Origin of the sequence: Bifidobacterium kimbladii (assembly GCF_032193675.1) — a bacterium.
In the GTDB taxonomy this organism is placed as follows: domain Bacteria; phylum Actinomycetota; class Actinomycetes; order Actinomycetales; family Bifidobacteriaceae; genus Bombiscardovia; species Bombiscardovia kimbladii.
The window spans coordinates 118,599-140,484 of sequence record NZ_JASTZZ010000003.1 but is presented as its reverse complement, the minus strand read 5'-3'; the positions used below and the strand labels follow the sequence as shown (position 1 = coordinate 140,484).

24 protein-coding genes and 1 tRNA gene are annotated in these 21,886 nt (G+C 60.4%); 17 read left to right on the top strand and 8 right to left on the bottom strand.

Annotated elements, in window-relative coordinates; genetic code table 11:
* The first annotated feature begins 76 nt into the window (after nt 1-76).
* The 13 genes from hisI to QRX41_RS05285 all read left to right on the top strand — a co-directional run bounded on the left by hisI (nt 77) and on the right by QRX41_RS05285 (nt 10,279).
* Nucleotides 77-490, top strand: coding sequence for a phosphoribosyl-AMP cyclohydrolase (gene hisI / locus QRX41_RS05345; protein WP_306222115.1), 414 nt, complete (start codon nt 77-79; stop codon nt 488-490).
* 71 nt (nt 491-561) lie between these two features.
* Nucleotides 562-2,667, top strand: coding sequence for a tryptophan synthase subunit beta (gene trpB, locus QRX41_RS05340; RefSeq protein WP_313839207.1), 2,106 nt, complete (start codon nt 562-564; stop codon nt 2,665-2,667).
* On the top strand, nt 2,667-3,578 hold the full coding sequence (gene trpA / locus QRX41_RS05335; RefSeq protein WP_313839205.1) for a tryptophan synthase subunit alpha: 912 nt from the start codon (nt 2,667-2,669) through the stop codon (nt 3,576-3,578). The genes trpB and trpA overlap by 1 nt, the downstream gene beginning before the upstream one ends.
* Nucleotides 3,579-3,615: 37 nt before the next feature.
* On the top strand, nt 3,616-4,527 hold the full coding sequence (gene lgt / locus QRX41_RS05330) for a prolipoprotein diacylglyceryl transferase (RefSeq protein ID WP_313839203.1): 912 nt from the start codon (nt 3,616-3,618) through the stop codon (nt 4,525-4,527).
* 89 nt (nt 4,528-4,616) lie between these two features.
* On the top strand, nt 4,617-5,282 hold the full coding sequence (rpe, locus tag QRX41_RS05325; RefSeq protein WP_029678892.1) for a ribulose-phosphate 3-epimerase: 666 nt from the start codon (nt 4,617-4,619) through the stop codon (nt 5,280-5,282).
* A 31-nt stretch (nt 5,283-5,313) separates the two neighbouring features.
* Complete coding sequence (locus tag QRX41_RS05320) at nt 5,314-5,577, top strand: phosphoribosyl-ATP diphosphatase (RefSeq protein WP_045935327.1); 264 nt, start codon at nt 5,314-5,316, stop codon at nt 5,575-5,577.
* 50 nt (nt 5,578-5,627) lie between these two features.
* Entirely contained in the window at nt 5,628-6,479 is an 852-nt protein-coding gene (gene hisG / locus QRX41_RS05315; protein WP_313839196.1) for an ATP phosphoribosyltransferase, read from the top strand.
* Nucleotides 6,480-6,483: 4 nt separating this feature from the next.
* A complete protein-coding gene (locus tag QRX41_RS05310; RefSeq protein WP_045924372.1) occupies nt 6,484-7,098 on the top strand; it encodes a CDP-alcohol phosphatidyltransferase family protein in 615 nt (204 codons plus the stop codon).
* Complete coding sequence (locus QRX41_RS05305) at nt 7,091-8,047, top strand: DUF881 domain-containing protein (RefSeq protein WP_313839194.1); 957 nt, start codon at nt 7,091-7,093, stop codon at nt 8,045-8,047. Before QRX41_RS05310 ends, QRX41_RS05305 begins: the two co-directional genes overlap by 8 nt.
* Before the next feature lies 1 nt (nt 8,048).
* The gene (locus QRX41_RS05300) at nt 8,049-8,381 is read left to right on the top strand and encodes a small basic family protein (RefSeq protein WP_015021764.1); all 333 of its coding nucleotides are present in this window, start codon (nt 8,049-8,051) and stop codon (nt 8,379-8,381) included.
* Between the two features lie 4 nt (nt 8,382-8,385).
* The gene (locus QRX41_RS05295) at nt 8,386-9,219 is read left to right on the top strand and encodes a DUF881 domain-containing protein (RefSeq protein ID WP_101432310.1); all 834 of its coding nucleotides are present in this window, start codon (nt 8,386-8,388) and stop codon (nt 9,217-9,219) included.
* A 6-nt stretch (nt 9,220-9,225) separates the two neighbouring features.
* Nucleotides 9,226-9,669 (top strand): FHA domain-containing protein, encoded by a 444-nt coding sequence (locus QRX41_RS05290; RefSeq protein ID WP_024627697.1) that lies wholly within the window; start codon nt 9,226-9,228, stop codon nt 9,667-9,669.
* 13 nt (nt 9,670-9,682) lie between these two features.
* The gene (locus tag QRX41_RS05285) at nt 9,683-10,279 is read left to right on the top strand and encodes a MerR family transcriptional regulator (protein ID WP_313839192.1); all 597 of its coding nucleotides are present in this window, start codon (nt 9,683-9,685) and stop codon (nt 10,277-10,279) included.
* A 194-nt stretch (nt 10,280-10,473) separates the two neighbouring features.
* On the opposite strand, the gene QRX41_RS05280 is transcribed toward QRX41_RS05285, so the two are convergent.
* The 6 genes from QRX41_RS05280 to QRX41_RS05255 form a co-directional block, all read right to left on the bottom strand.
* Entirely contained in the window at nt 10,474-11,205 is a 732-nt protein-coding gene (locus tag QRX41_RS05280) for an HAD hydrolase-like protein (RefSeq protein ID WP_313839190.1), read from the bottom strand.
* The gene (locus QRX41_RS05275) at nt 11,198-11,545 is read right to left on the bottom strand and encodes an RNA polymerase-binding protein RbpA (RefSeq protein WP_024627700.1); all 348 of its coding nucleotides are present in this window, start codon (nt 11,543-11,545) and stop codon (nt 11,198-11,200) included. Before QRX41_RS05275 ends, QRX41_RS05280 begins: the two co-directional genes overlap by 8 nt.
* An 84-nt stretch (nt 11,546-11,629) precedes the next feature.
* Nucleotides 11,630-14,194 (bottom strand): DEAD/DEAH box helicase, encoded by a 2,565-nt coding sequence (locus QRX41_RS05270; protein ID WP_313839188.1) that lies wholly within the window; start codon nt 14,192-14,194, stop codon nt 11,630-11,632.
* A 13-nt stretch (nt 14,195-14,207) separates the two neighbouring features.
* On the bottom strand, nt 14,208-14,531 hold the full coding sequence (locus tag QRX41_RS05265) for a hypothetical protein (RefSeq protein ID WP_101432313.1): 324 nt from the start codon (nt 14,529-14,531) through the stop codon (nt 14,208-14,210).
* A 21-nt stretch (nt 14,532-14,552) separates the two neighbouring features.
* Entirely contained in the window at nt 14,553-16,508 is a 1,956-nt protein-coding gene (locus QRX41_RS05260) for a helix-turn-helix transcriptional regulator (protein WP_024627703.1), read from the bottom strand.
* A 144-nt stretch (nt 16,509-16,652) separates the two neighbouring features.
* On the bottom strand, nt 16,653-18,083 hold the full coding sequence (locus tag QRX41_RS05255; protein WP_313839183.1) for a UTP--glucose-1-phosphate uridylyltransferase: 1,431 nt from the start codon (nt 18,081-18,083) through the stop codon (nt 16,653-16,655).
* A gap of 179 nt (nt 18,084-18,262) precedes the next feature.
* Between QRX41_RS05255 and QRX41_RS05250 the strand changes: the two genes are divergently transcribed.
* Nucleotides 18,263-18,336: transfer RNA gene (locus QRX41_RS05250), tRNA-Pro, on the top strand.
* A gap of 104 nt (nt 18,337-18,440) precedes the next feature.
* On the opposite strand, the gene QRX41_RS05245 is transcribed toward QRX41_RS05250, so the two are convergent.
* Complete coding sequence (locus tag QRX41_RS05245; RefSeq protein WP_045924380.1) at nt 18,441-18,665, bottom strand: helix-turn-helix domain-containing protein; 225 nt, start codon at nt 18,663-18,665, stop codon at nt 18,441-18,443.
* Nucleotides 18,666-18,767: 102 nt separating this feature from the next.
* Between QRX41_RS05245 and QRX41_RS05240 the strand changes: the two genes are divergently transcribed.
* Nucleotides 18,768-20,024: a tyrosine-type recombinase/integrase gene (locus tag QRX41_RS05240; protein ID WP_313839181.1), complete on the top strand. Its 1,257-nt coding sequence runs from the start codon at nt 18,768-18,770 to the stop codon at nt 20,022-20,024.
* Between the two features lie 111 nt (nt 20,025-20,135).
* On the opposite strand, the gene QRX41_RS05235 is transcribed toward QRX41_RS05240, so the two are convergent.
* Nucleotides 20,136-20,303 carry a helix-turn-helix transcriptional regulator gene (locus QRX41_RS05235; RefSeq protein WP_396176791.1) on the bottom strand — a complete coding sequence of 56 codons (168 nt, stop codon included), beginning with the start codon at nt 20,301-20,303 and terminating at the stop codon, nt 20,136-20,138.
* Between the two features lie 115 nt (nt 20,304-20,418).
* On the opposite strand from QRX41_RS05235, the gene QRX41_RS05230 reads away from it, so the two are divergent.
* Together QRX41_RS05230 and QRX41_RS05225 are read left to right on the top strand one after the other, a co-directional pair.
* Complete coding sequence (locus QRX41_RS05230) at nt 20,419-20,637, top strand: alpha/beta fold hydrolase (RefSeq protein WP_045924388.1); 219 nt, start codon at nt 20,419-20,421, stop codon at nt 20,635-20,637.
* 523 nt (nt 20,638-21,160) lie between these two features.
* Complete coding sequence (locus tag QRX41_RS05225; RefSeq protein WP_313839180.1) at nt 21,161-21,685, top strand: hypothetical protein; 525 nt, start codon at nt 21,161-21,163, stop codon at nt 21,683-21,685.
* Nucleotides 21,686-21,886: the final 201 nt, after the last annotated feature.

Sequence of the window (21,886 nt, the reverse complement as noted above, 5' to 3'; positions counted from 1 at the left end):
ATCGGGGAAACCATACCCATACCATAAACAATCAACCGACAAGGATGTGTCGGACAAATCAGGAGAATGAGGATCAATGTCACAGTCTTCGAAGGACCAGGAAGCACGTTTGGATCCGAGCATAGCGGCCAGGCTGAAGAAGGATGCCAAGGGACTTGTGGCCGCTGTGGTCCAACAGTATGACAGCCGTCAGGTGCTCATGGTCGGATACATGGATGAGGAGGCCTTGAGACGGACCCTGACCACGGGAAGGGTCACCTTCTGGTCCCGCTCCAGGCAGGAATACTGGCGCAAGGGAGACACCTCCGGGCATGTCCAATACGTCAAGGGGGTCAGCATCGACTGCGACGGGGACGCCTTGCTTATCGAAGTCGACCAGGTGGGGGCGGCCTGCCACACCGGACACAGGTCGTGTTTTGAAGCCGGAGGACCATTGCCAGCGGTGCAGGGCAATCGTACTCAGGCACAGATGCAGAGCGAGGAAGGGTAATGGGTAATCCAGTGCAGAAAGACGCTAAGGTTGTGACAGGGAACACACAGGAAACTGGAGGGAAGGGCTCTATGACCGTCTTGGATGAACTGGTGGCCGGCGCCGTGGAGGATGCAAGGAGCCGGGTGCAGAAGATTCCCTTGGAAAGCCTCAAGCAACAGGTCAGGAGCATGAAGCGCAAACCTCTGGATGCCGCGCGACTGCTCAGGGAGAGCGTCGGCATTCCGATCATCGCGGAAATCAAGCGAGCCTCGCCCTCCAAGGGGTACCTTGCCGACATCAAAAATCCCGCCGCCCTGGCCCGGCAGTATGCCAACGGGGGTGCCTCGGCCATATCGGTCCTGACCGAGGGCAGACGCTTCCTGGGATCCTTGGAGGATCTGCGGCAGGTCAGGCAGGCCGTGGGCATTCCCGTGCTCAACAAGAACTTCATCGTCTCCGACTACCAGGTCTGGGAGTCCAGGGCCAACGGGGCCGATATGATCCTGCTGATTGTGGCAGCCTTGGATGACACGCGTCTCAAGCACCTGCTGGACCTGGCCGGGAGCCTGGGCATGACCGCCCTGGTCGAGACCCATGATCGCCAGGAGATCGAGCGGGCCATTGCGGCCGGCGCCAGGGTGATCGGCATCAACGCCCGGAATCTGAAGGACCTGAGCGTTGACGTCGACCAGTATGCCCGTCTGGCCTCCAACCTGCCCAAGGATGTGGTCAAGGTGGCCGAGTCCGGAGTGTTCGGCACGGTCGAGCTGGAGCAATATGCCCGGGCCGGGGCCGATGCGGTCCTGATAGGAGAAGGTCTGGTCACCTCACAGGACCAGGAGGGTACCGTCCGCTTGCTGGTTCAGGCTGGTCACCGCTTCAAGGCCGCCGAGGCCAGGCCCCTCTCAACCCATGACGGTCCCTATTTCGGCCCCTATGGCGGACGTTTCGTCCCTGAGGCCCTGGTGGGCGCCCTTGATGAGCTGGAGCGTGTCTACAAGGAGGCCAAGGCCGATCCGGCCTTCCGTGAGGAACTGAACAGGCTCAACCGGGTCTATGTGGGGCGTCCTTCGGCCCTGACGCCGGCGCCTCGGTTCGCCAAGCTGATCGGCGATCGGGTCGGCGGTCAGGTCAGGGTCTTTCTGAAGAGGGAGGATCTGAACCACACGGGCGCCCACAAGATCAACAACGCCCTGGGTCAGGGGCTCCTGGTCAAGCGTATGGGCAAGACCCGCGTCATTGCGGAGACCGGCGCCGGCCAGCATGGCGTGGCCACGGCTACGGTCTGTGCCCTCCTGGGCTTCAAGTGCCGAATCTACATGGGGCAGATAGACGCCCGCAGACAGGCCCTGAACGTGGCCAGGATGCGAATGCTGGGAGCCGAAGTCGTCGAGGTGACCACCGGGACCAGGATCCTCAAGGATGCCATCAATGAGGCCCTGCGTGACTGGGTGACCAACGTGGAGACCACCCATTACCTGTTGGGCACGGTCGCCGGCCCCCACCCCTTCCCGACCATCGTCAGGGACTTCCAGAAGATCATCGGCGAAGAGGCTTCCGCGCAGCTGTCCGCATACGGCATCGACCATCCCGACGGGGTTGTGGCCTGCGTCGGCGGAGGCTCCAACGCCATCGGCATCATGAACACCTTCCTGGACGATCCCCGGGTTTCCCTTTACGCATATGAGGCCGGCGGGGACGGGCCCAAGTCGGGCAAGCACGCCATTCGCCTGTCGCCAGGCACCGGTCAGATTGGCGTCTTCCAAGGGACCAAGTCCTATCTGTTGGAGGACGACCAGGGTCAGACCATGGACACCTACTCCATCTCCGCCGGTCTGGATTACGCCTCGGTGGGGCCTGAGCATGCCTGGCTGCACGACATGGGTCGGGTCAAGTATGACTATGCAACTGACAAGGAGGCCATGCAGGCTTTCAGCGACCTGTGCCGGACCGAAGGCATCATCCCCGCCCTGGAGTCCTCGCACGCCTTGGCCGGAGCCAGCAAGGCGGCCACCGACCTTTTGCGGAAGGGAATCAGAAATCCTGTCATTCTGATCAACATCTCGGGCAGGGGCGACAAGGATGTAGCCACGGCGGGCAGATGGTTCGGCTACCTGTCCGAGCAGGAGGCCAGCGCTTTGGAAGCCCAGGCCGGGCACAGCAGAAGCGATCAAGCAGAAGAGGAGGCCCGATGATGGTCAACCAGCAATGGCAGTGGCAGAAAGCGCCCGTCCAGCCCCAGCCTGTGCAATCCCAGCCTGTCCAACCTAAGGGGTTCAGCCGCACGGCCAGCCCGGTGGCGTCCACGCTGCAGGCCCTCCGCCAAGAGGGCAGGCCGGCATTCATCGGCTACTTCCCCTACGGATTCCCTGACGTGCCCACATCCTTGGAGGCCATGCGGGTCATGGTGAAAAGCGGGGTCGACATCCTCGAGATCGGGCTGCCCTACAGCGACCCGGTCATGGATGGTCCGGTCATCCAGGCGGCCAGCAAGTGCGCCATCGACAATGGCGTCAAGGTCGACGGTGTCTTCGACGCGGTCCGCCAGGTCCAGGCGGACGGTGCCAGGGCTCTGGTCATGAGCTACTGGAATCTGATCATGCATCACGGAGTGGCAGACTTTGCTCAGCGCATGGCCGAGGCCGGCGGGTCCGGGCTGGTCACCCCGGATCTGATCGTCGACGAATCCGGGGAATGGATAGAGCAGTCGGACCGGTATGGTCTTGACCGGGTCTATCTGGTCTCGCCAGACTCCACCGATGCGCGTCTGCGGATCACCTCCCGTGCGGCCAGAGGATTCGTCTATGCGACCTCCCGGATGGGCGTGACCGGCGAACGTACCAGCATGTCCAACTCGGCCCAGAACCTGGTGGCGAGAGTCAGGCAGGCTGGGGCCCCTTATGTCTGCGTGGGCATCGGGGTGTCGACCGCCCAGCAGGCCTCTCAGGTCGGCGCCTACGCGGACGGGGTCATCGTCGGCTCGGCCCTGGTCCACTGTCTTCTGGATGACGAGGGCAGGCCGCGGAAGGACCGTAGAAAGGCACTGGAGTCCCTGGCTGAGGTTTGCTCCGACCTGCGTTGGGGCATCTCCCAGGCCAGGAAGTGAGTGGGGCTGTAAGGCCCAGGGGCTAGATTGGGGCTTTATGACGCTTGCCTACATTCCATCGCCGGGAATATCCAGCTTCCATCTGGGGCCGGTCACCATCAGGTTCTATGCGCTGACCATGCTCCTGGCCATCATCGTGGCCGCCTGGATCACGGCCAGGCGCTGGAAGAAGGAGGGCGGCCGGACCGACCAGATTCTGGACATCGCCATCTGCGCGGTACCGGCCGGCATCGTCGGCGCAAGGCTCTACCACGTCATCACCACCCCTGAGCGGTATTTCGGAGCTGATGGCAACCCAGCAGACATTCTGCGCATCTGGCGTGGCGGTCTGGGCATCTGGGGTGCAGTCCTCCTGGGAGCACTGGCAGCCTGGGCCTGGTGCCGCCACAAGAATTACCCGACCGCCCTGCTGGCCGACAGCGTGGCTCCTGCCCTTCTGGTGGCTCAGGCCATCGGGCGGCTGGGCAACTGGTTCAACCAGGAGCTCTACGGGGCCCCCACCACGCTGCCCTGGGGGCTGAAGATCGACGCGGCAGGTTCCGCCATCGGCAGCAGCGAACAGTGCTATGACGGGGCCACCTGCCCGACCGGCACCCTCTTCCAACCCACATTCCTCTATGAGATGATCTGGAACCTGATCGGCGCGGCCCTCCTGGTCTGGATCGGCCACAAGGCCGTGAACGTGCTCAAGGCCGGCTCCCTCTTCGCCCTCTATGTCATGTGGTACACCCTGGGACGCACCTGGATCGAGGCCCTTCGCATCGACTTCGCCCACGAATTTCTGGGAGTCAGGGTCAACGTCTGGGTGTCCATGACGGTCTTCTTCCTGGCGGCTGCAGTCTTCGTCCTCATAGCGCGCAAGGGCAAGCCGACCTCCCTGCTGTCCGAAAAGCTGCGGACCATCACCGAGCTTGAGGTGCGTCAGGAATCCGAGGCCCGGAGCAAGTAGGACAGGGTCAGCTATCCAAGGGCCGGCAGGTGTGCAATTGGGCCACAAACCGGTGCCGCCGGTCTTCCGTACAACATAGAATAATCTCCATGAGCATTCAGATAGCACCCAGCATTCTTTCCGCCGATTTCGCCAACTTGGAGCGGGATCTCAAGGCTATTGCCAATGCCGATATGGTCCACGTGGATGTGATGGACCACCATTTCGTTCCCAACCTGACGCTTGGCGAGCCTGTGGTGGAGCGCATCTGCCAGGTGACCGACCTGCCGGTGGACGTGCATCTGATGATCGAGGACCCCGACCGTTGGGCCCCGGAATTCGCCAAGCTGGGTGTCGCCTCCGTCACCTTCCACACCGGAGCCGTCCATGCCCCGGTTCGTCTGGCCCGCCAGCTGCACGACATGGGGGTCAAGGCCTGCCTGGCCGTGCGCCCTGCCGAACCTGTGGAGCCGATCTTCGATATTCTCGATGAGTTCGACATGATTCTGGTCATGACCGTGGAGCCAGGATTCGGCGGACAGAAGTTCCTGGACAATCAGATGCCCAAGACCCGCCGCCTGCGTGACCAGATAACCGCCCGCGGCCTGAAGACCCACATCCAGGTCGATGGCGGGGTGAGTCCCACCACGGCTCCCATCGTGGCAGAGGCTGGAGCCGATGTCCTGGTGGCAGGCTCCGCGGTCTACGGCGCTGACGACCCGGCCAAGGCCATTGACCAGATCCGGCAGGCCGCGCAGGTAAGCTACAAGGACTGACAGGTTTTGCAGGAAGAATGGAGATAGCCAGATGAAGACCTTCGATGGGTTGTTTGAGGAGCTCACGACCAAGGCCAAGGAGCGCCCAGAAGGATCCTTGACTGTTGAAGAGCTGGACAAGGGCACGCATTTCATCGGCAAGAAGATCAATGAAGAGGCCGGAGAGACCTGGATCGCCGCTGAGTATGAGGGCAAGGAACGGACGGCCGAGGAGATGAGCCAACTGCTGTACCACATCCAGGTCATGATGATCGATCGAGGCATCACCCTGGAGGATGTCTACAGGTATCTGTGACCTCTGATCCTTTCCCGCTGTAGATTCGCTTCCGCAATTAGGAGGTTGCCGTGTTGAAGGTCGCGGTGCCCAATAAGGGCATGTTGTCCCAGCCCGCATGGAGGCTGCTGTCAGAGTCAGGCTATCGTCTGCGTTCCAATGACCGGCAACTGGTGGTCGATGACGTCGACAACGACATCCAGCTCTTTTACTTAAGGCCCAACGATATAGCGGTCTATGTCGGCTTGGGGACCATTGATCTGGGCATTACCGGGCGTGACCTGCTGCTCAACTCCGGAACCAGGGCCGTCGAGGTCATTGAGCTGGGGTTCGGCGCATCCACATTCAGATTCGCCGCTCCGGAAGCCAGTGCTATCAACACCTTGCAGGACGTGGACGGCAAACGGATCGGCACTACCTTCGACCGGCTTCTTGAGGACTACCTGAACAGCAAGGGACTCAAGGCCGAACTGATCCACTTGGACGGCGCAGTGGAGTCCTCAGTCCAGCTCGGGGTAGCCGACCTGATCGCCGATGTGGTCTCCACCGGCACCACCCTGCGCAACGCCGGGCTTCGGGTCTTCGGCGATCCCATTCTGAAATCGGAGGGGATTCTCATCAGATCACCCCGTCTGGATCCAGATGATGAGCGGTTGGCGGTCATGTCCCGCAGGCTGGAGGGTGTGCTGACAGCCCGCCGCTATGTACTGATGGATTATGACATCCCGGTAGAGCGCGTGGCCATGGCGGTGGGCATCACGCCCGGCTATGAGTCGCCGACAGTATCCTCCCTGCACGACAAGCAATGGGCGGCAGTCAGGGCCATGGTTCCCAGGGACCAGGTGAACAACCTCATGGACCGCCTCTATGGGATCGGTGCGCGTGCCATCCTTGTAACTGCCCTTCAAGCTTCTAGAATGTAGTCGGATGGCACTGATTGATCGAATTTCACGCAGCAGGTACAGCCCTGAGCCACGGTCGGTGATTCTCACCGTACCCAATGTCATCAGCCTGCTTCGTATCCTATCCATACCTCTTATTGCCTATCTGGTGGCCAACCGGCATCTGATCATTTCCTTGGTGGTCATGCTGATTTCGGCCCTTTCAGACGGTGTGGATGGAATCATTGCCCGCAGGTTCAACCAGGTCAGCAAGCTGGGGCAGATCCTGGACCCGGTTGCCGATCGGCTGCTGATTCTCTGTTCTGTCCTTGCCCTGAGCATCGCCTCCATACTCCCATGGTGGCTTCTGGCCCTAGTCGGTGCCCGGGATGTGCTCATGGGTCTGTTGGTTTTGGCGCTGGCCCAGCATGATTATGGCCCCTTGCCGGTGCACTTCGCTGGCAAGACCGGAACGGCCGTGCTCATGCTGGCCATACCGGCCCTGATTTTTGCGGATGTGGGCACTTCAGCCTTCTTCCGTTTCTTCCACCTGGTGGCTCTTGCGGCTGTCATCTGGGGGGTTGGCCTTTACTGGCTGGCAGGGCTGATCTACGCACGTCAGGGCATCGGGCTGCTTCGTCAGGACCGCCATCATGACTGAACCGCAGATGACCCCCCAATCCTTCCCCGTGCCGCCTGACCGTGCCTTGATTCACCGCCGGGCGGCTTTTTCGCATTCCAGCGCAGGTCTGGAACGCCACTATGTGGACCAGGAAAGCTCGGAGCCCGCCCAGGAATCCATGCGTCGGCGCATGGCTGATGAGTCTCTGAGGCTGATTGACGACCTGACCAACCGTCCCATGGATCCCATGTTCGAGGATGCCCGTCTGCTGCCCGCTGAGCGTAGATCGCCGCTGAGCGTCTGGGTCAATCGGATACTGGTCTTCGTCATTTGCGTGCTGGTCGGCCTGGCGGGCACAGGTATAGTTCAGGTGTTGCACCGGGACCCGCGTCAGAAGGTACGCGAGAAGCTCATCTCCCAGGTGGAGGGGGTCAGCAAGCGTGCCAATGACCTCAACAGTCAGATATCGGACCTTAACGGCAATATCGACACGCTCTCGGCTCAGGAGGGCGGCCAAGGGCAGAACAGCACGCAGACCGCTGACGATCTGACCAACGGCACCAGCAAGGTGCAGGGGCAGGGCGTCGTCATCACCCTGGCCAACCCCATTGCCTCCAAGGATTCCCGGGACAATGCCGATCAGATCAAACTGCTCACCGACCAGGACCTGCAGTGGTTCCTGACCAAGCTTTGGTCTGCTGGGGCCGAAGCCATTGCCATCAACGGCAATAGAATAGGAACACAGACATCAGTGCGTACGGCCGGTCAGACCATTTTGGTGGGGACCACCTCGATCGAGTCACCCTACAAGATCGAAGCCATCGGCGACCAAGGCGCCTTGTCCGATCTGATGGTTCGCAGCGATCTGCAGGGCCGCCTGCGTGACCTCAAAAGGGCGAACATCACTGTCAATGTGGCCAAGCAGCGGCGCCTGAATCTGAATGCAGTGAGTTTGCCCAATCTGTCCTATGCCGGAAGGAGTCATTGACATGTCGGCAATTCTCGGCCTGATCCTAGGCGTGGTGGCGGGCATCTTCCTCAAGCCCGACATTCCCATTGTCCTGCAGCCTTATTTGCCCATCATGGTGGTGGCCGCCCTGGATGCCCTGATGGGCGCAGTCCGCTCCTACTTCGAACGCAGTTTCTCGGACCGGGTCTTCGTGGTTTCCTTCATCTCCAATGTGATCACGGCCACTCTTCTGGTCTTCCTGGGCAACCAGCTGGGCGTGGGTTCTCAGCTGTCCACGGCCGTCATTGTGGTCCTGGGCATCCGGATCTTCTCCAACGTTTCCGCTATTCGACGGTTCATTTTCAAGGGGTGAGCATATGAGACACACCCTGAGGAAGAAGCGCGACGAGGGAATGCCCAAGAGCATTCCGCCTAGGAGGCCCGGACGGGTCAGGGCTCCAGCCGACGATACGCAGACCGGTGCTTTTCCGGTGGTTCGCCGTCGGCCTCTGCGCACCCTCAATTCCAACGCCACCAGGGTCAGACTGGTTACCAGCGTCCTGGTGGCCCTTATGTGCGCCCTCTTGGGTTTCGGGTATGCGGTCCAGGTGCACAATAACCAGTCCTCCTACCAGAGTCTGTCCGAGGAGGAGCTGGTACGGGTGCTGGACGAGACCAGCAACCAGGTCGATAAGCTGGAGGAGCGCAAGAGCCAGCTCAACCAGCAGCTGACCTCCATCAAGTCAGCCGCCGACAAGCAGAAGGAGGCCGCCCGCATAGCCCAGCAGAATGAGCAGAGCAGCGGCATCCTGGCCGGACGGCTGCCTGCCCAGGGCAGGGGAGTGGTGGTAACGGTCACCGAGGACAGTGACCGGGTGGACGCCTCTACCATGTTCAATCTGATCGAAGAACTGCGCAACGCTGGCGCCGAGGTCATATCCTTCAATGATGTCCGAGTGGTTACCAGCACCTATCTGCTGGACACCCGCACCGGTCTGCAATGCGACCACGCCAAGCTGCGCAGCCCCTACATTGTCAAGGCCATTGGGGATCCGGACAGCCTGCAGAATGCCGTTCAGATCGCCGGGGGAGTGGGTTCGCGGATCAAGGTGCAGTTCCATGCGACCGTATCCGTGGAGCAGTCAAATAGTGTCAGAATCGACCAGGTTCGACGCGTGCAGGACTACCAGTATGCAAAGCCTGTAGAATAGACAATTATGACAGATCCTATTCCCACTGCGGGCGAGACGACCATCATCGGCATGCCGGCCCTGAACATTCCAGTCACCTCCAACGGTGACCGTCCACTGACCAAGGACGACCTGGAGACCATGGCGCGATTGCCTGAGGGCACAGCCCTGCTGATCTCTACCAGGGGAGCGGTGTCAGGATCGCGTTATCTGTTGGACGAGGATCAGGTCAGCGTGGGTCGTGATCCGAAGGCGGACATTCTGTTGGACGATTCGACAGTCTCCAGGGCGCACGCCATATTCGTACGGACTGACCATGGTTTTCGGGTCGAGGATACTGGCAGTCTCAACGGCACTTACGTCAACCGTGAACGCGTGGACCAGGCCGACCTGCACAACGGCGACGAGATCATGATCGGCAAGTTCAGGCTGGTATATTTCGATAATCGGGCAGTCATCGCCAAGAACTGACAGGGGGCACGGCATGGCCGAAGAGTTGCCGACGCTGGTGCAGGGGGAACTCTTTTCGCCTGAGCAGGCCGAGGGCACGACCCGGGGCTACCGGGGAACGGTCGCTGCCAAGGTGGCCGGCATTACCTATCGGCAGCTGGACTATTGGGCCCGCAAGCGAATCGTCGAGCCGTCGATCAAGGCCTCGCACGGATCAGGCTCCCGCAGGCTCTATTCCTTCAAGGATGTGGTCATCCTGGCCGTCCTCAAGCGCCTCTTGGATGCCGGTGTCAATTTGGTCAATGCCACGAACACGGTGAACTATCTTGAGCGTCGGACTGTCGGTCAACTTGAGCATGTGACTGTTGTCTGCGATGGTGATCAGGTCACAGAATGCTCAGGACCCGATCAGGTCTTTGCGCTGATGCAGTCCGGGCGTGCCGTTTTTGCTATCTCTGTTGGTGCTATCTGGCATCGTATGGATCTGGAGCTGCAGACCTGCGACCACGTGGATTTGACTACTGGACAGCTGACCCCGGGTCTGCCTGAGCGACCTATTGACGAGCTGACGGCCATGCGTCTGCGCCAGCGCCTGGAGCAGCAGCACGAGCAGCGCCAGCGGACTGCATGAATCTCGGGACGGCGAACTGGAGCAGGGGAGAAAAAACAAGTGATTTGACATAACGTACATTATCGGCATACTAGGTCACGATTCGATTTTGTGTTTTCCGGTGATTTCATGGTTTCTCGGTTGTGGCCAATTTGGTAAGGGTCACCCAGGTGACCTCGGGTGACCCTAAAAGAGACAATACAGTTCTGGCCGACTCAGTGCTGAGTCTGATGGTTTCCGAAGTAATCCTCGGCAGCATGGCACAATTGGTCGACTTGATCGATGACTCGGTAGCAGCCGTGAGATTCCAGTTCTCCTGGCTCAGCATAGCCCCAGCCGCATCCCAGACAGTCCAGACCGGTTTCCAGCGCACCATCGGCATCAGTCCAGCGGTCGCCGACCATAAGGGCACGGTCACCGAGTTTGGTGTCAAAGCCAAGCTGTTGCAGAGCGTGTGTGATGACCTGGGCCTTGGTGATTCGTGTAGAGTCCCTGCTGGCACCATAGATGCCATCTACCAGTGGTGTCAGTCCGAAGTGGTCACATACCGGCTGAGCCTGGTACTCGGGTTTGCAGGTGGCCACGGCCAAGGTCAGACCACGCTCGTGCATACGATTCAGCTGTTCGGGAATGCCGTCAAAGACCGTAGCGAGCAGACGTCCAGGGATGTGTTGTCCTGGATGGTCAGGATCATCAAATGCCGCTATCTCGCTGTAATAGCGCCGGTAAATCTGGACGCCCTTATCGATGTCTTCTTCTCTGATGCCGTTGCGGCGCAGGGATACTTCAACGGCAGGGCCTATGAATCGGCGAAGCTCGCTTTCATCGGGCACGGGATGACCAAGCTCTTTGAAAGTTTGCACCACGGAAGCGATAATGCCTGGATGCGAGGCGGTCAGGGTGCCGTCCAGATCCAGCAGAACCAGACGGCGCGGTGATTTACTCATAGTCGGGGAACCATCCTTCACGGTGCATTTTCAGACGCTTGTCAAGCACAGCCTTGAGCTCGTCCTCCGACCGGCGCTCCAGCAGCATGTCCCAGTGGGTCCTGGTCGGCTTGCCGGTCTTGCCGGACTCCTGCTCGTCATGTCCTTCAAGGTGAGCAATCTGCCCGCAGCGGCACTCCCATTCCTGCGGCACCTCAGCGCCTTCAGCCAAGGGCAGGATAGTCCGATGGCCCTTGGGGCAGACATAGGCGACCTCGCTGCGTGCAGCAAAATCCACATTCTGATCGGATTCCAGGGACTTCGCCCCAATACTCATGCCGCGAAGACTGCGCTCTGCCATGATTCCTCCATACTCGTGTCCGTCACTGCCTCCAAGCTACAGAACAGTGTTGACCTGAAACTTATTCCCTGATTGGTCCCGTGTTCACTCCACGCCCGTATAAGCCACAATGCCGCGATTGACCTGGTCGGCGGCGATGCTGGCAGTCCTGGCCAGGTGATGCCCTCCCCTGCCCAGGTAGGGTTCCACCTGGACGATCTGGGTGAGCACATCGGACAGGCGCTTGGCGTTGCGCACGAAGTCCCCCGCCGTCAGATCGCTGTCACGCAGGATGGTGGTCAGCGAGTCGCCGCAGGCCCAGTCGTAGATGGTCGGCCCCAAGCCAAAGTCGAGTTCAGGCGGCAGCTCCAATCCAGCCTGATCGCAGCGTTCCTGTACCTGGGACCACTGACGTTTCATATCCTCCATGGCGTCAACCAGCCTGGGAGCTCGATACCCGGCCCTCTCCCCCGGCTGCTCCCCTACCCCACGGCGGGATTCGTAGACCAGTCCGGAGACGGCCGCTGCAAGTTCAGCGGGCTCCAGATCGTTGAGGATGCCACGATCCAGGATCTCGGCAAGACTCAGATCCTGCTCGCTGTAAATTCGCCGAAGCAATTGCCCCTTCCGGGTCAGTCGGCAGTCGTCAGGATCCACAGGTCGCGTGTAGCGCAGGTCGGCCAGAATCTGGCAGATCCTGTCGAACTGGCGCGAGACCGACCCTGTCTTGGACTCGTACTGTTCCCGGGTGCGCTGCAGCTCCTTGTCCATGCGGATCCACCGGTTCCCCCAGCGCAGGTGCTTGGGCAGATCCGGGCACTGGCGGCAGGGATGGTTGCGCTCCTGCTCGCGCAGCTGATCGATGTGCCGGTCAAGGTCTCGGAACGCCCGGTCGCGGGCCTTCTCGCTGGTGAATCGTTGCCGCTTCAGACGGCGGCGATCGTTCTTCTGGGCTGAAGAGAGGGCTGCGCGAATGCGCATGAACTCGATCAGATCGCCACGGCTGCACTGGGCGGCCTTCCGGTAGTCTTCCAGGCCGTTGGTCAGGGTCTCGATGCGTTCCTCCAGCTCCGAGGCTGATCGGTTGGCCTCCCACTGGGCGAAGGAGTGGTCCAGGGTATCCCGAGCACGCGTATAGCTGGATGAGTTGAGCAGGTTGACGGCCATGTTGAAGGTGGGCCGGAAGCTGGAGTGCAGCGGGTAGACCCTCCTGCTGGACAGGGCGGCCATGGTCTTGGGGCTGAAGTCCCGGTGATCGACCACTACTACATGGCCGATGTCGTCGATGCCGCGCCTGCCGGCCCGACCGGTCAGCTGGGTGAACTCGCCGGGGGTCAGAGCTACATGGCCGGTGCCGTCGAACTTCTCCAGCTTCTCGACCACGACGCAGCGGGCGGGCATGTTGATGCCCAGGGCCAGGGTCTCGGTGGCGAAGACCACCTTAAGCAGCCCCAGTTCGAACAGATGTTCGACTATCTGCCGGAAAAGGGTGACCACGCCGGCGTGATGTGCTGCAAAGCCCTGTTCCAGAGCGAAGCGGAACTGGGCGAATCCCAGCGCTTTGAGATCCTCCTTGCTGAGCTGGCCGGCCGCCATGGAGTCCACGATGTGCCGTATGCGGCGGGCCTCCTCGTCGGTGGTCAGCTGCAGCCCTGCCCGGATGCACTGCTGGACTGCCTGGTCGCAGCCGGTGCGGGAGAAGATGAAGTAGATACCGGGCAGCATATCCATGAAGTCCAGCTCATCGACCACGTCAGCCCGGCTTGGACGATACCGCTCCCCCATCCGTCGCTCCGGCCTGCCGCCACGGCCATGGCGATGGTGATGCCCCTGGTCGCGGGCCTGGATGCGCTCCTGTCCGGCCTTGTCCAGCTGGGCCAGCCGAGAGACCAGGCGCGGGTTGATCTTTGGGGTCTGCCGTCCTGACCCGTCGTGCCGATACAGATCCAGGATCTCTGGCTCGGTGTGTCTGTCGGCCTGAACCAGGACATGCTGCTCCAGCGGCACGGGCCTGCGCTCGGAGACCACCAGATGGGTGCGTCCGCGCACCGAGGAGATCCAGTCGGAGAATTCCTCCACGTTGGACACGGTGGCCGACAGCCCCACAATGCGGGTGGAGGCCGGAAGATGGATGATGACCTCCTCCCAGACGGGCCCCCGGAAGCGGTCGGCCAGATAGTGGACCTCGTCCAGGATTACGTACTTCAGTGCCGTCAGGGTGGAGGACTGCTCATAGAGCATGTTGCGCAGGACCTCGGTGGTCATGACCACGATGTCCGCCTCGGAGTTGATGGAGGTGTCGCCGGTCAGCAGCCCCACCCGATCCTCGCCGTAGCGGTCGACCAGGTCATGGTATTTCTGGTTGCTCAGGGCCTTGATAGGAGTGGTGTAGAAGGTCTTGACGTTCTGTTCCTGGGCCAGGAATACTGCGAAGTCAGCCACGATGGTCTTGCCGGCGCCGGTCGGAGCGGCCACCAGGACGTTGTCGCCATCCTCCAGGGCGGTGATGGCCTCCAGCTGGAAGTCATCCAGGGGGAAGGGCAGCTTGGACTGAAAGCGTGCAGGCGCTCCGGTCATGCGTTTGCGGTGACGATTGAAACGGGCGTAGCGTTCCGCCGGCCCCGGTTCGGATGCTGATGAATCCTGTCCGTGGTGACGATGACCTGACATGTTCCTCCAAGAACTACCTATTGAAATGCTTCCACCGTCGCCAGATGAGGCCGTGGTTCCTCCTGCGCTGCTCCTTGCGCTCCAGCACCAGGGCATGTGCCTGGCTGTATCGCTCGGTTGACTGCGACAGGGGCAGGGCGAAGGCCGGTCCCTCAGTCCTATCCGTTGCCTGGGACTGCCCTGCCGCCGGGGGTTGGGGCATGTGGCGGTTCAGATCCTCTGAGACCCGCCCTATGGAGCGGCTGGCTGCCATGGCATGTCGGATGGCGTAGACGGCTCCGCCGATCAGCATGGCCAGCATGAAGATCACCAGAAGGATCCAGATCCATCCAGGCATGGAACTCCTCTCCGACCGGGACTAGTGCCGGTCCTGCTCCTTGTCGTGAGCGTCGCTGATGGTGATCTCGCGCTGGGCACGGGCCAGAATCATAGTGCGCAGGGTCTTGGGCGCCACTGCGGTGATGTGCTTGGCGTGGGCGATGCAGAAGGCCACGAACCAGGAGTCCGAGGAGACGGTCAGGTGGACCTTCTGCCCGGAACCGCAGGGCTCCACCGAGGCGCCCGGCAGGGACTTGATGTAGGGCAGGTCCGGCCGGTCGGTGATGAAGACCGCAGCTGTGCCGTTGTCGAAGGACCACTTGCGCAGCTCGCTGACTGGCACATCCGGGAACTCCACCTTGTGGCTGGGCTTGACGATGGTCGCATGTTCGATTCTGGCGATTCGCAGAACCTGCCACTGCCGGTTGCGCCCGGTGCCCTGCTTGAGGTGGCGGCTGGAATCCGAGGGCGCGTCCGCAGCCTCGGTGCCCTCTGCTGCGTCGCCGATATCGGTCCAGGCGGCGACATAGTAGACGCCCTCGTCCACGAAGATCTTGGCAGGGGCCACCACCTTGCGGCGGGTCCGTCCGGCAGCGTCCGTGTACTCCATGTCCAGCAAGGACTCGGTCTTGATGGCTCGGCGGACCACCGAGAAGCTCTTAGGTTCGGTCTCATACCCGGTCAGGGAGAGCCAGGGTGTCTCGCCAGGTCCTACGTGCGTGCGCAGGCGCTGGTAGAGCGACTCGGCTTGGGTGCGGGACTGCTCGGGCAGCAGGGGTGAATGGGCCAGGTAGTTGAGCGAGGCGGTCAGCATGCTCAGGTACTGGGGCGAGATGCCGGCCAGTCGCTCCAAGCCCAGCGAGTTGGTGGCCGAGACGATGCCGCTGTCGTCCAGCAGGGACCAGTCGATGTCGAAGAACTGGCTGCCGGCCATCTCCCCGTCGTCCGAGACCGTGGTCAGGGTGTTGATGTCCTTGTGGATGGTGTTGACGTACTTGCGCAGCTCTTCCTTGCTGTTGGGGTGGCCAATGAAGCGCTCGGCCAGTTCGGCCAGGGAGAACTCCTCGCCCAGGTGTGCGGACAGGAAAAGCATGAGCCGCAGGCGGCGGTCCACCTCGGATCCGGTCTGGAAGGAGGATGCGCTGGCACGACGGGCGTGCCTGAGGTCGGTGTCGTCGTCACTGAGGTCGGTGGCGAAGTGCTCGACGCTGGTGCGAGCGATCTCCGGGGAAATGACCGTTGCCGCGCCGGGGCTTATCGACTCGTCGGCCAGCTTGAAGCGGGCGGCAGCATCCAGACGCCGCCGGAAGGCGTCTGCGGCCTCCTGCGGGCTGACGATGGAGGCATCGGGGTGTTCCAGGACGAACATGGCCAGATCGTCCGAATCGGCATAGGCCACGTTCAGATTCTCTCCGTCCACGTCCACGGTGGCGGCGAAGCGGCGGGAGTCGATGACCTTGACCAGATTGTCGGGAATGCGCTGGGTACCCAGTCCAGGAGCTATGGAATCCAGACCCAGACCAGGGATGGGCACCTGCGGCACCCGGGGAGTGGTGCGCGAGGCCGGGCGGACCGGCTCTTCGCATGCCTCCTGGGACATGGCGATGGATCGGGCCAGATAGTTGGCTGCGGCCAGCACCGGCATGTCCTCCTGGTTGAAGTGCATACGTATGCGGGGCTCGTCCCCCAGCTGCAGACGGTAGGAGGCGAAATCCTGCCCCTCGGACTTGGAGGAGTACTCGGGCTGACGGGATTCGATGGCGATCCCCATGGCTGCCAGCTTGGCCCGGTCACGCTGAAACTGCTTGGCAAAGGCTGCCTTGGCGGCCTGATCGGCCAGCTCGCCATAGGAGTCGGCATAGGCTTTGACCCGCTGCGCTATCTGCCGAGAAGTCAACCATTGAGGGAAAGCGGACGATAAGACGGCCAGGACATCGAGTTCGTGTTTGCCCCACTTATCAGAGAAACGCCGTCTTCCGTTCGTACCTTCTGCCATCAGTCCTCGCGTATCGTTAAAATTTTGACTGTTAGTGCGCCTAACGCACATCTGTCTATCATAGATTCATTTTCAGGAACGTGGGAGCCAAACACTCAAATACGGTCCCTTTTCTTGACAGGCTGAACCCTCTTGCGCCTGGCTTTAGACCCACTCGTCCGGTTCGATACCCTGGGGTCCCACATACTGGCCATTGGGCACGTATGAGGAACGCCCCTGGTCGCTCAAATGGGCATCCGCATACAGGGTCACATCCCTGCCGAAGGTCCAGTCCCCCTCGATGGTGACCGAGTTGGCTGCCGCCAGGCTGGGAACCCCGTAGGGGAAGCGCTCATCGAAGTCGGCGATGTACTTGTAGTAGCGTTCGTCCAGTTGGACGTTGGGGAAATCGTAGTTGCCATCCTCCATCTCGTAGGAGTCGGTCAGATGGAAACGGTCGGAGCGCATGATGAACAGGTCGTCAGTGGTCTTGACCGGCAGGAAGCGCATGCGGTCCACCTGCACGCAGATGGCTCCCTCGAAGAGTGAGGCGGCGGAGCCCATGGCGGTTTCCAACTGCACCACGGGTCTGGTGGAAGGGTCAGTGGGGTCCACGGTCTTCCGGTTTTCAATGATGGGCAGGGGCAGCACCCCGTCGTATTCGGCCAGCTTGTCACGTAGGGCATCGACCCTGACCCAGATGCTGTTGGTGTTGAAGTAGGGGTGCTTGCGGATGGACATGGCCGAGCTGCGGTCGTGCGGATCCACCTGGGACATCTCTCGCAGGATGAGGTGCCCGGTGGCTTTGTCGATGACGATGTGGCCGCCCTTGCGGTCAGCCTCGGTCCGCTCGGCCACCTCGATCATGAAGGGCGCTCCGGACTGTGCGAAATAACCGGCCAGGGTCCTTGAAGGCCTGGCGCCCAGGTTGTCGGAGTTGGAGATGAACAGGTAGTCGATCCCCTGCTCCTTGAGTGTGTCCAGCAAGCCCGTCTCCCAGATGGTCGAAAAGATGTCGCCGTGGCCGGGAGGGCACCATTCCAGGTCGGGCTTGGCTGGGAAGTCGACAGGACGGCCGGTTTCGGCGTCGATTTTGGGTTCAATGTGCTGAATGATCTCCATGGGCACATCATGCTGAACGAAGCGGCGGTCCTGCTTGACCACGCGCATGGTGTCTCGTGAGGTGCGGAAGGAGTTCATGAAGATCAGCGGCAGGGGTACCCCTAGGCGTTTGCGGGCCGTCAGCACTTGGCCCATGATGATGTCCAGAAAGCGCATCCGACGGGCCTTGTGGCGGCGGATGGGCAGCAGAGACTTGGCCTTTTCCAGACCCATGGAGGTTCCCAGACCACCGTTGAGCTTGATGAAGGCGGTGCGGGAGAATGCGTCCAGTGCCATGTCCATGTCCATGGCGTCGTGGATATCCTTGGTGCGGGGCACGTCCTTGAGCGGGGTGATGTCCTTTTCACGCACGCAGGCTTTGGCATCTCCCCGTTCCCAGGTTTCGTAGAGGTGCCTGAACTGGTTGATGGAGACTTCGCTCATGCCCTTGTCGCGCATCTTTGCGGCCGAAAGGTCGAAAACGTCTGTGCTCATGGAACCCCTTCCGGGCTGGGACGACTTGCGGCCGACGCGGGTTGCGCCGACCGTCAAGAATCATGATAGCAAGTTGATCAGGTGGCCCCGTCTGTCTGCACTTGTCTGCCGGGACTCGCCGGGCCATTGTCGGCCCGGTGACGCTGTGCTACTATCTCTACTCGGTGCTGATGCACCGTCGGGCCGTAGCGCAGTTTGGTAGCGCACTTGACTGGGGGTCAAGGGGTCGCGGGTTCAAATCCCGCCGGCCCGACGAGATAGCAATGATTCCAAGGCTTCCGGGCCTTGGAATTTTTTGTATGCCCCGAATCGGGCACATTTCGGGCACATCGCCCTTGCCTTCGGGCACATTCCGGCTCATTCCGGCCGCACCGTATTGCGACGGATAAGTGCCGCCACATCCTCGGGCCGGTATCTAACCAGACGACCTATATGCACGTACGGAAGCTCGATTTTCTGCGCCCTCCAGGCGTTCAGGGTGCTCACCGGTATCACCAGGATCTCGGCCGCTTCCGCAGGGGTCAGCAGCCTGGTCGGTGTCATAGCCGGGTTATCGTTCATTGTTTGCTGTATTTGGCTCATACCTGTTCCTATGCGTCAGCGCGCACCGCCGTTAGCTGGTGCTGGATATCGCTAAATGGAACAAATTGTTATCTGACGCATAGAGGTTGATATGGCAAAAGCATGGATAAACGACAGATGGTTGAAGGCCGCCCTGGTCACGAGGCACAGGGGCACACCTCCAAGGAGGAACCGTCCGCATATATGAAGCACTCCCTATCCAAGCACACCGACGACCCTGAGAACGCCAAGGTCCCTGAGCGATACAGGGCCAAGGACTTCGGCAAAGGGTCACGCTGGGAGGTGCGATGGAGGATTGATGGAATCACACGAAGGAAGTTGTTTCGCTACCGGGGTGAAGCGGAGGCTTTCATGGCCGAGATCGAGGACCGGATACGGTCGAACCGATACATGGATCCCCGAGACTCCTGCAGGCCGTTGCGACAGGCAGCGGACTTATGGCAGCAGGGTCTGGCGGGCACTATCAAGGGATCGACAGAGGGACGCTACCGGCGTGAGCTGCGCGTGTGGGTTCTGCCTCAATGGGGTGACGTAGCTTTGAAGGACATTTCCACGGCGAGGATCCAGCGCTGGTACGTCAGCCTAGCCGATGGGACGGCGCCTTATGGAGGTGAACGAGGCTCGGCCTCCTCGCTGTCCGCGTCCTCAATCCGCTCCGTAGGCAAGATTGTGTTGGGCTCGATTCTGGATGTGGCTGTGGAAAACCGCTGGATAGATACCAATCCCGTCGCCAAAGCCAAGGTGCCACATAACAGAGCGGTTCAACGGCGAATATATCTAACCCCACAAGAGATCAAGATCCTGGCGGGTCAGATGGACGAGGCCAATGCCACGGTCATTTACTTGCTTGCGTATACGGGACTGCGCATCGGCGAGGCACTGTCTCTGAGGTGCGGGGACGTGGATCTGGGGAGAAACCGGATTAATGTCCTACGCACCCAGTCGGTCGATGTTGATTCGCATATCGTTGAGACATTGCCAAAGGGAAACAGGACCAGGTTTGTGCCCATACCCAGCCAACTGCTGCCCAGAATTAAAGATTTGCTCGACGGCCATGGCCCCGAGGATTACCTACTGCGCGGGCCGAGAGGCGGCAGACAGACCACCACTAACTGGCGGAACCGGGTATGGGCTCCAGCACTGCGGGATGCGGGCATGCAGGATATCGAGGGCCTGGTCATCCACTCCCTGCGCCACACCTACGCCTCCCTGGCGATCAAGGCCGGGGCGGACGTGAAAACCCTGCAGGCCGTCCTGGGCCATGCCTCGGCCACAGAGACCTTGGACACCTACGCGGACCTATGGCCCAACCGCACCGGCGAGGTGGCCGAAGTCATCGGCCAGGATATCCAAATCTGACATGGCGGAGTATAAATAAGGGTGCTTTTGCCTGTTGTTAGGCAAAAGCACCCTTGCATAATTTCCAGTGAGTTCCCTTATTTCCAATCAGGGTCTGAGCGTCGGGCATGTTCAGGGTTCGAATATGTCCTCTATAGTTAAATCGAATGCATCCGCCAGGCGGAAAGCAAGTGGCAGCGATGGGTCGAAATGGCCCTTTTCAATCGAAATTACGGTCTGACGGCTCACTCCCAGTTTTTTGGATAATTCCCCCTGAGACCAACCGTGTTCTTTTCGCAACTTTGCCAGATGGTTATCCAGCTCCTCTGCTCGTTCTCATGTCCGGCTTGTCAAAGCTCTCCCCTGCCAAGCAACCCACCAACCCTGCGATGTGCGACCACTTCACCAGGAGCTGATGGACACGGACTTCACCGACACCCACCACTTCGAGGTGCCGGTCACCTTCTGTGAGGGCAGACAGGACCACCACGTCTCCTCCGCCGTCGCCCGCGACTGGTACGAGACAATCGACAGCCCCAAAAGCTGGCACTGGTTCGATCGCTCCGGCCACTTCCCCCAATGGGAGGAACCCGACCGCTTCCTGGGATGTGTGCTGCAAGACTTAAGTCAATAACTGATCGCAGAACCGGAATCCTTTTTTTGCCGAGAAAGCACTTCCTCAATATGCTTTTACTGCTGCTCTGCCACAAGCTGTCAGCTACTGTAGACTCGTCTATATGCTCCAAGTAATTACGAGGAATCCCCTGGAAGATAAGGGCGAAGCACAATATCGTCAGCTGGTGAGAGTGGGACATAAACTACTGAGTGTCGCGGTGTTCGGGGACACACATGGTAGCGTCCCGAAACTGGTGCTGCTTTCAGGGTGTGGAACCCCTTCCCCTCTGTATGATTTCAAGGCTCTCATTACTAGACTGCAAAACTCATACTGTCTGATTGTGGTGGAGAAGTCCGGGTACGGGTTTAGTGACTGGTCTCGGGACCCCAGAGATATCGACACGATGTTGGATGAGACCAGGGCGGCGCTGCACGGGGCCGGAGTGACTGGGCCCTATGTGCTCCTCCCCCACTCAATGTCTGGGCTTGAAGCACTTTACTGGACCAAGAAGTACCCTGCCGAGGTGGAGGCCATCATCGGATTGGATATGGCCACGCCACAGGCTTATGAGACGCGCAACCTGGTGCCTCCCGCCGCAGCCACAGCACTGTTGGGCGCCCTTTGCCGGACAGGACTTCCTCGTCTCCTGCCCAGACTGACCGCGGACCAGTCACCCGCCATCAAAGCAGGAAATTTGTCTGCTGAAGATAAGGCGGTCTACCGGACCCTCTTCTTCAAGAACTTCATGGATCCAGACATCCAGCGAGAGATCAACACGGTCAACGCCAACGCCCGCAAGGTTGCGGAAGCTGGATTGCCACAGATCAAGATGCTGCAACTGGTTTCCAACGGGAAAGGCACTGGCTTCAGCAAGGATGAGTGGCGATCCATCCAAGAATCCTTCAAAGCGCAGCAAGGTAACTCACAGATACGGTATTTCGATGCCCCTCATTATCTCCACGACTATGTGCCTGAAAAAATGTCCGAGGCCATCAGGGATTTTATAAGCGGAAAACCTGACCGATCCAGCAAGGTTATCCGGCACACACTTACATCTCATCCCTGAATCAGTTCCAAGCAATCTCATTTTATGCAGTCAGACGATTTCTGTGCCAATGTCATCAGACACTTCCTTCTGGCTAATCCAATCGGGCACATTTCGGGCACATCGCTACCCATAAGTACCCGTATCAGCTTGCATCAGTTCATACTTGGAATCTGCTAGAATTGGCAGTATTCCTTGGATAGTTAGCAGCAGTTAAAGGCA

What these genes read in the sequence shown, in the direction of transcription:
- QRX41_RS05230 (WP_045924388.1), top strand. Translation starts at nt 20,419, where the DNA reads ATGGACACGGACTTCACCGACACCCACCACTTCGAGGTGCCGGTCACC.
- QRX41_RS05310 (WP_045924372.1), top strand. Translation starts at nt 6,484, where the DNA reads ATGGCACTGATTGATCGAATTTCACGCAGCAGGTACAGCCCTGAGCCA.
- QRX41_RS05300 (WP_015021764.1), top strand. Translation starts at nt 8,049, where the DNA reads ATGTCGGCAATTCTCGGCCTGATCCTAGGCGTGGTGGCGGGCATCTTC.
- hisI (WP_306222115.1), top strand. Translation starts at nt 77, where the DNA reads ATGTCACAGTCTTCGAAGGACCAGGAAGCACGTTTGGATCCGAGCATA.
- QRX41_RS05285 (WP_313839192.1), top strand. Translation starts at nt 9,683, where the DNA reads ATGGCCGAAGAGTTGCCGACGCTGGTGCAGGGGGAACTCTTTTCGCCT.
- QRX41_RS05290 (WP_024627697.1), top strand. Translation starts at nt 9,226, where the DNA reads ATGACAGATCCTATTCCCACTGCGGGCGAGACGACCATCATCGGCATG.
- QRX41_RS05320 (WP_045935327.1), top strand. Translation starts at nt 5,314, where the DNA reads ATGAAGACCTTCGATGGGTTGTTTGAGGAGCTCACGACCAAGGCCAAG.
- QRX41_RS05305 (WP_313839194.1), top strand. Translation starts at nt 7,091, where the DNA reads ATGACTGAACCGCAGATGACCCCCCAATCCTTCCCCGTGCCGCCTGAC.
- QRX41_RS05295 (WP_101432310.1), top strand. Translation starts at nt 8,386, where the DNA reads ATGAGACACACCCTGAGGAAGAAGCGCGACGAGGGAATGCCCAAGAGC.
- QRX41_RS05275 (WP_024627700.1), bottom strand. Translation starts at nt 11,545, where the DNA reads ATGGCAGAGCGCAGTCTTCGCGGCATGAGTATTGGGGCGAAGTCCCTG.
- QRX41_RS05260 (WP_024627703.1), bottom strand. Translation starts at nt 16,508, where the DNA reads ATGGCAGAAGGTACGAACGGAAGACGGCGTTTCTCTGATAAGTGGGGC.
- QRX41_RS05280 (WP_313839190.1), bottom strand. Translation starts at nt 11,205, where the DNA reads ATGAGTAAATCACCGCGCCGTCTGGTTCTGCTGGATCTGGACGGCACC.
- trpB (WP_313839207.1), top strand. Translation starts at nt 562, where the DNA reads ATGACCGTCTTGGATGAACTGGTGGCCGGCGCCGTGGAGGATGCAAGG.
- rpe (WP_029678892.1), top strand. Translation starts at nt 4,617, where the DNA reads ATGAGCATTCAGATAGCACCCAGCATTCTTTCCGCCGATTTCGCCAAC.
- QRX41_RS05240 (WP_313839181.1), top strand. Translation starts at nt 18,768, where the DNA reads ATGGATAAACGACAGATGGTTGAAGGCCGCCCTGGTCACGAGGCACAG.
- QRX41_RS05270 (WP_313839188.1), bottom strand. Translation starts at nt 14,194, where the DNA reads ATGTCAGGTCATCGTCACCACGGACAGGATTCATCAGCATCCGAACCG.
- QRX41_RS05245 (WP_045924380.1), bottom strand. Translation starts at nt 18,665, where the DNA reads ATGAGCCAAATACAGCAAACAATGAACGATAACCCGGCTATGACACCG.
- lgt (WP_313839203.1), top strand. Translation starts at nt 3,616, where the DNA reads ATGACGCTTGCCTACATTCCATCGCCGGGAATATCCAGCTTCCATCTG.
- QRX41_RS05255 (WP_313839183.1), bottom strand. Translation starts at nt 18,083, where the DNA reads ATGAGCACAGACGTTTTCGACCTTTCGGCCGCAAAGATGCGCGACAAG.
- QRX41_RS05265 (WP_101432313.1), bottom strand. Translation starts at nt 14,531, where the DNA reads ATGCCTGGATGGATCTGGATCCTTCTGGTGATCTTCATGCTGGCCATG.
- trpA (WP_313839205.1), top strand. Translation starts at nt 2,667, where the DNA reads ATGGTCAACCAGCAATGGCAGTGGCAGAAAGCGCCCGTCCAGCCCCAG.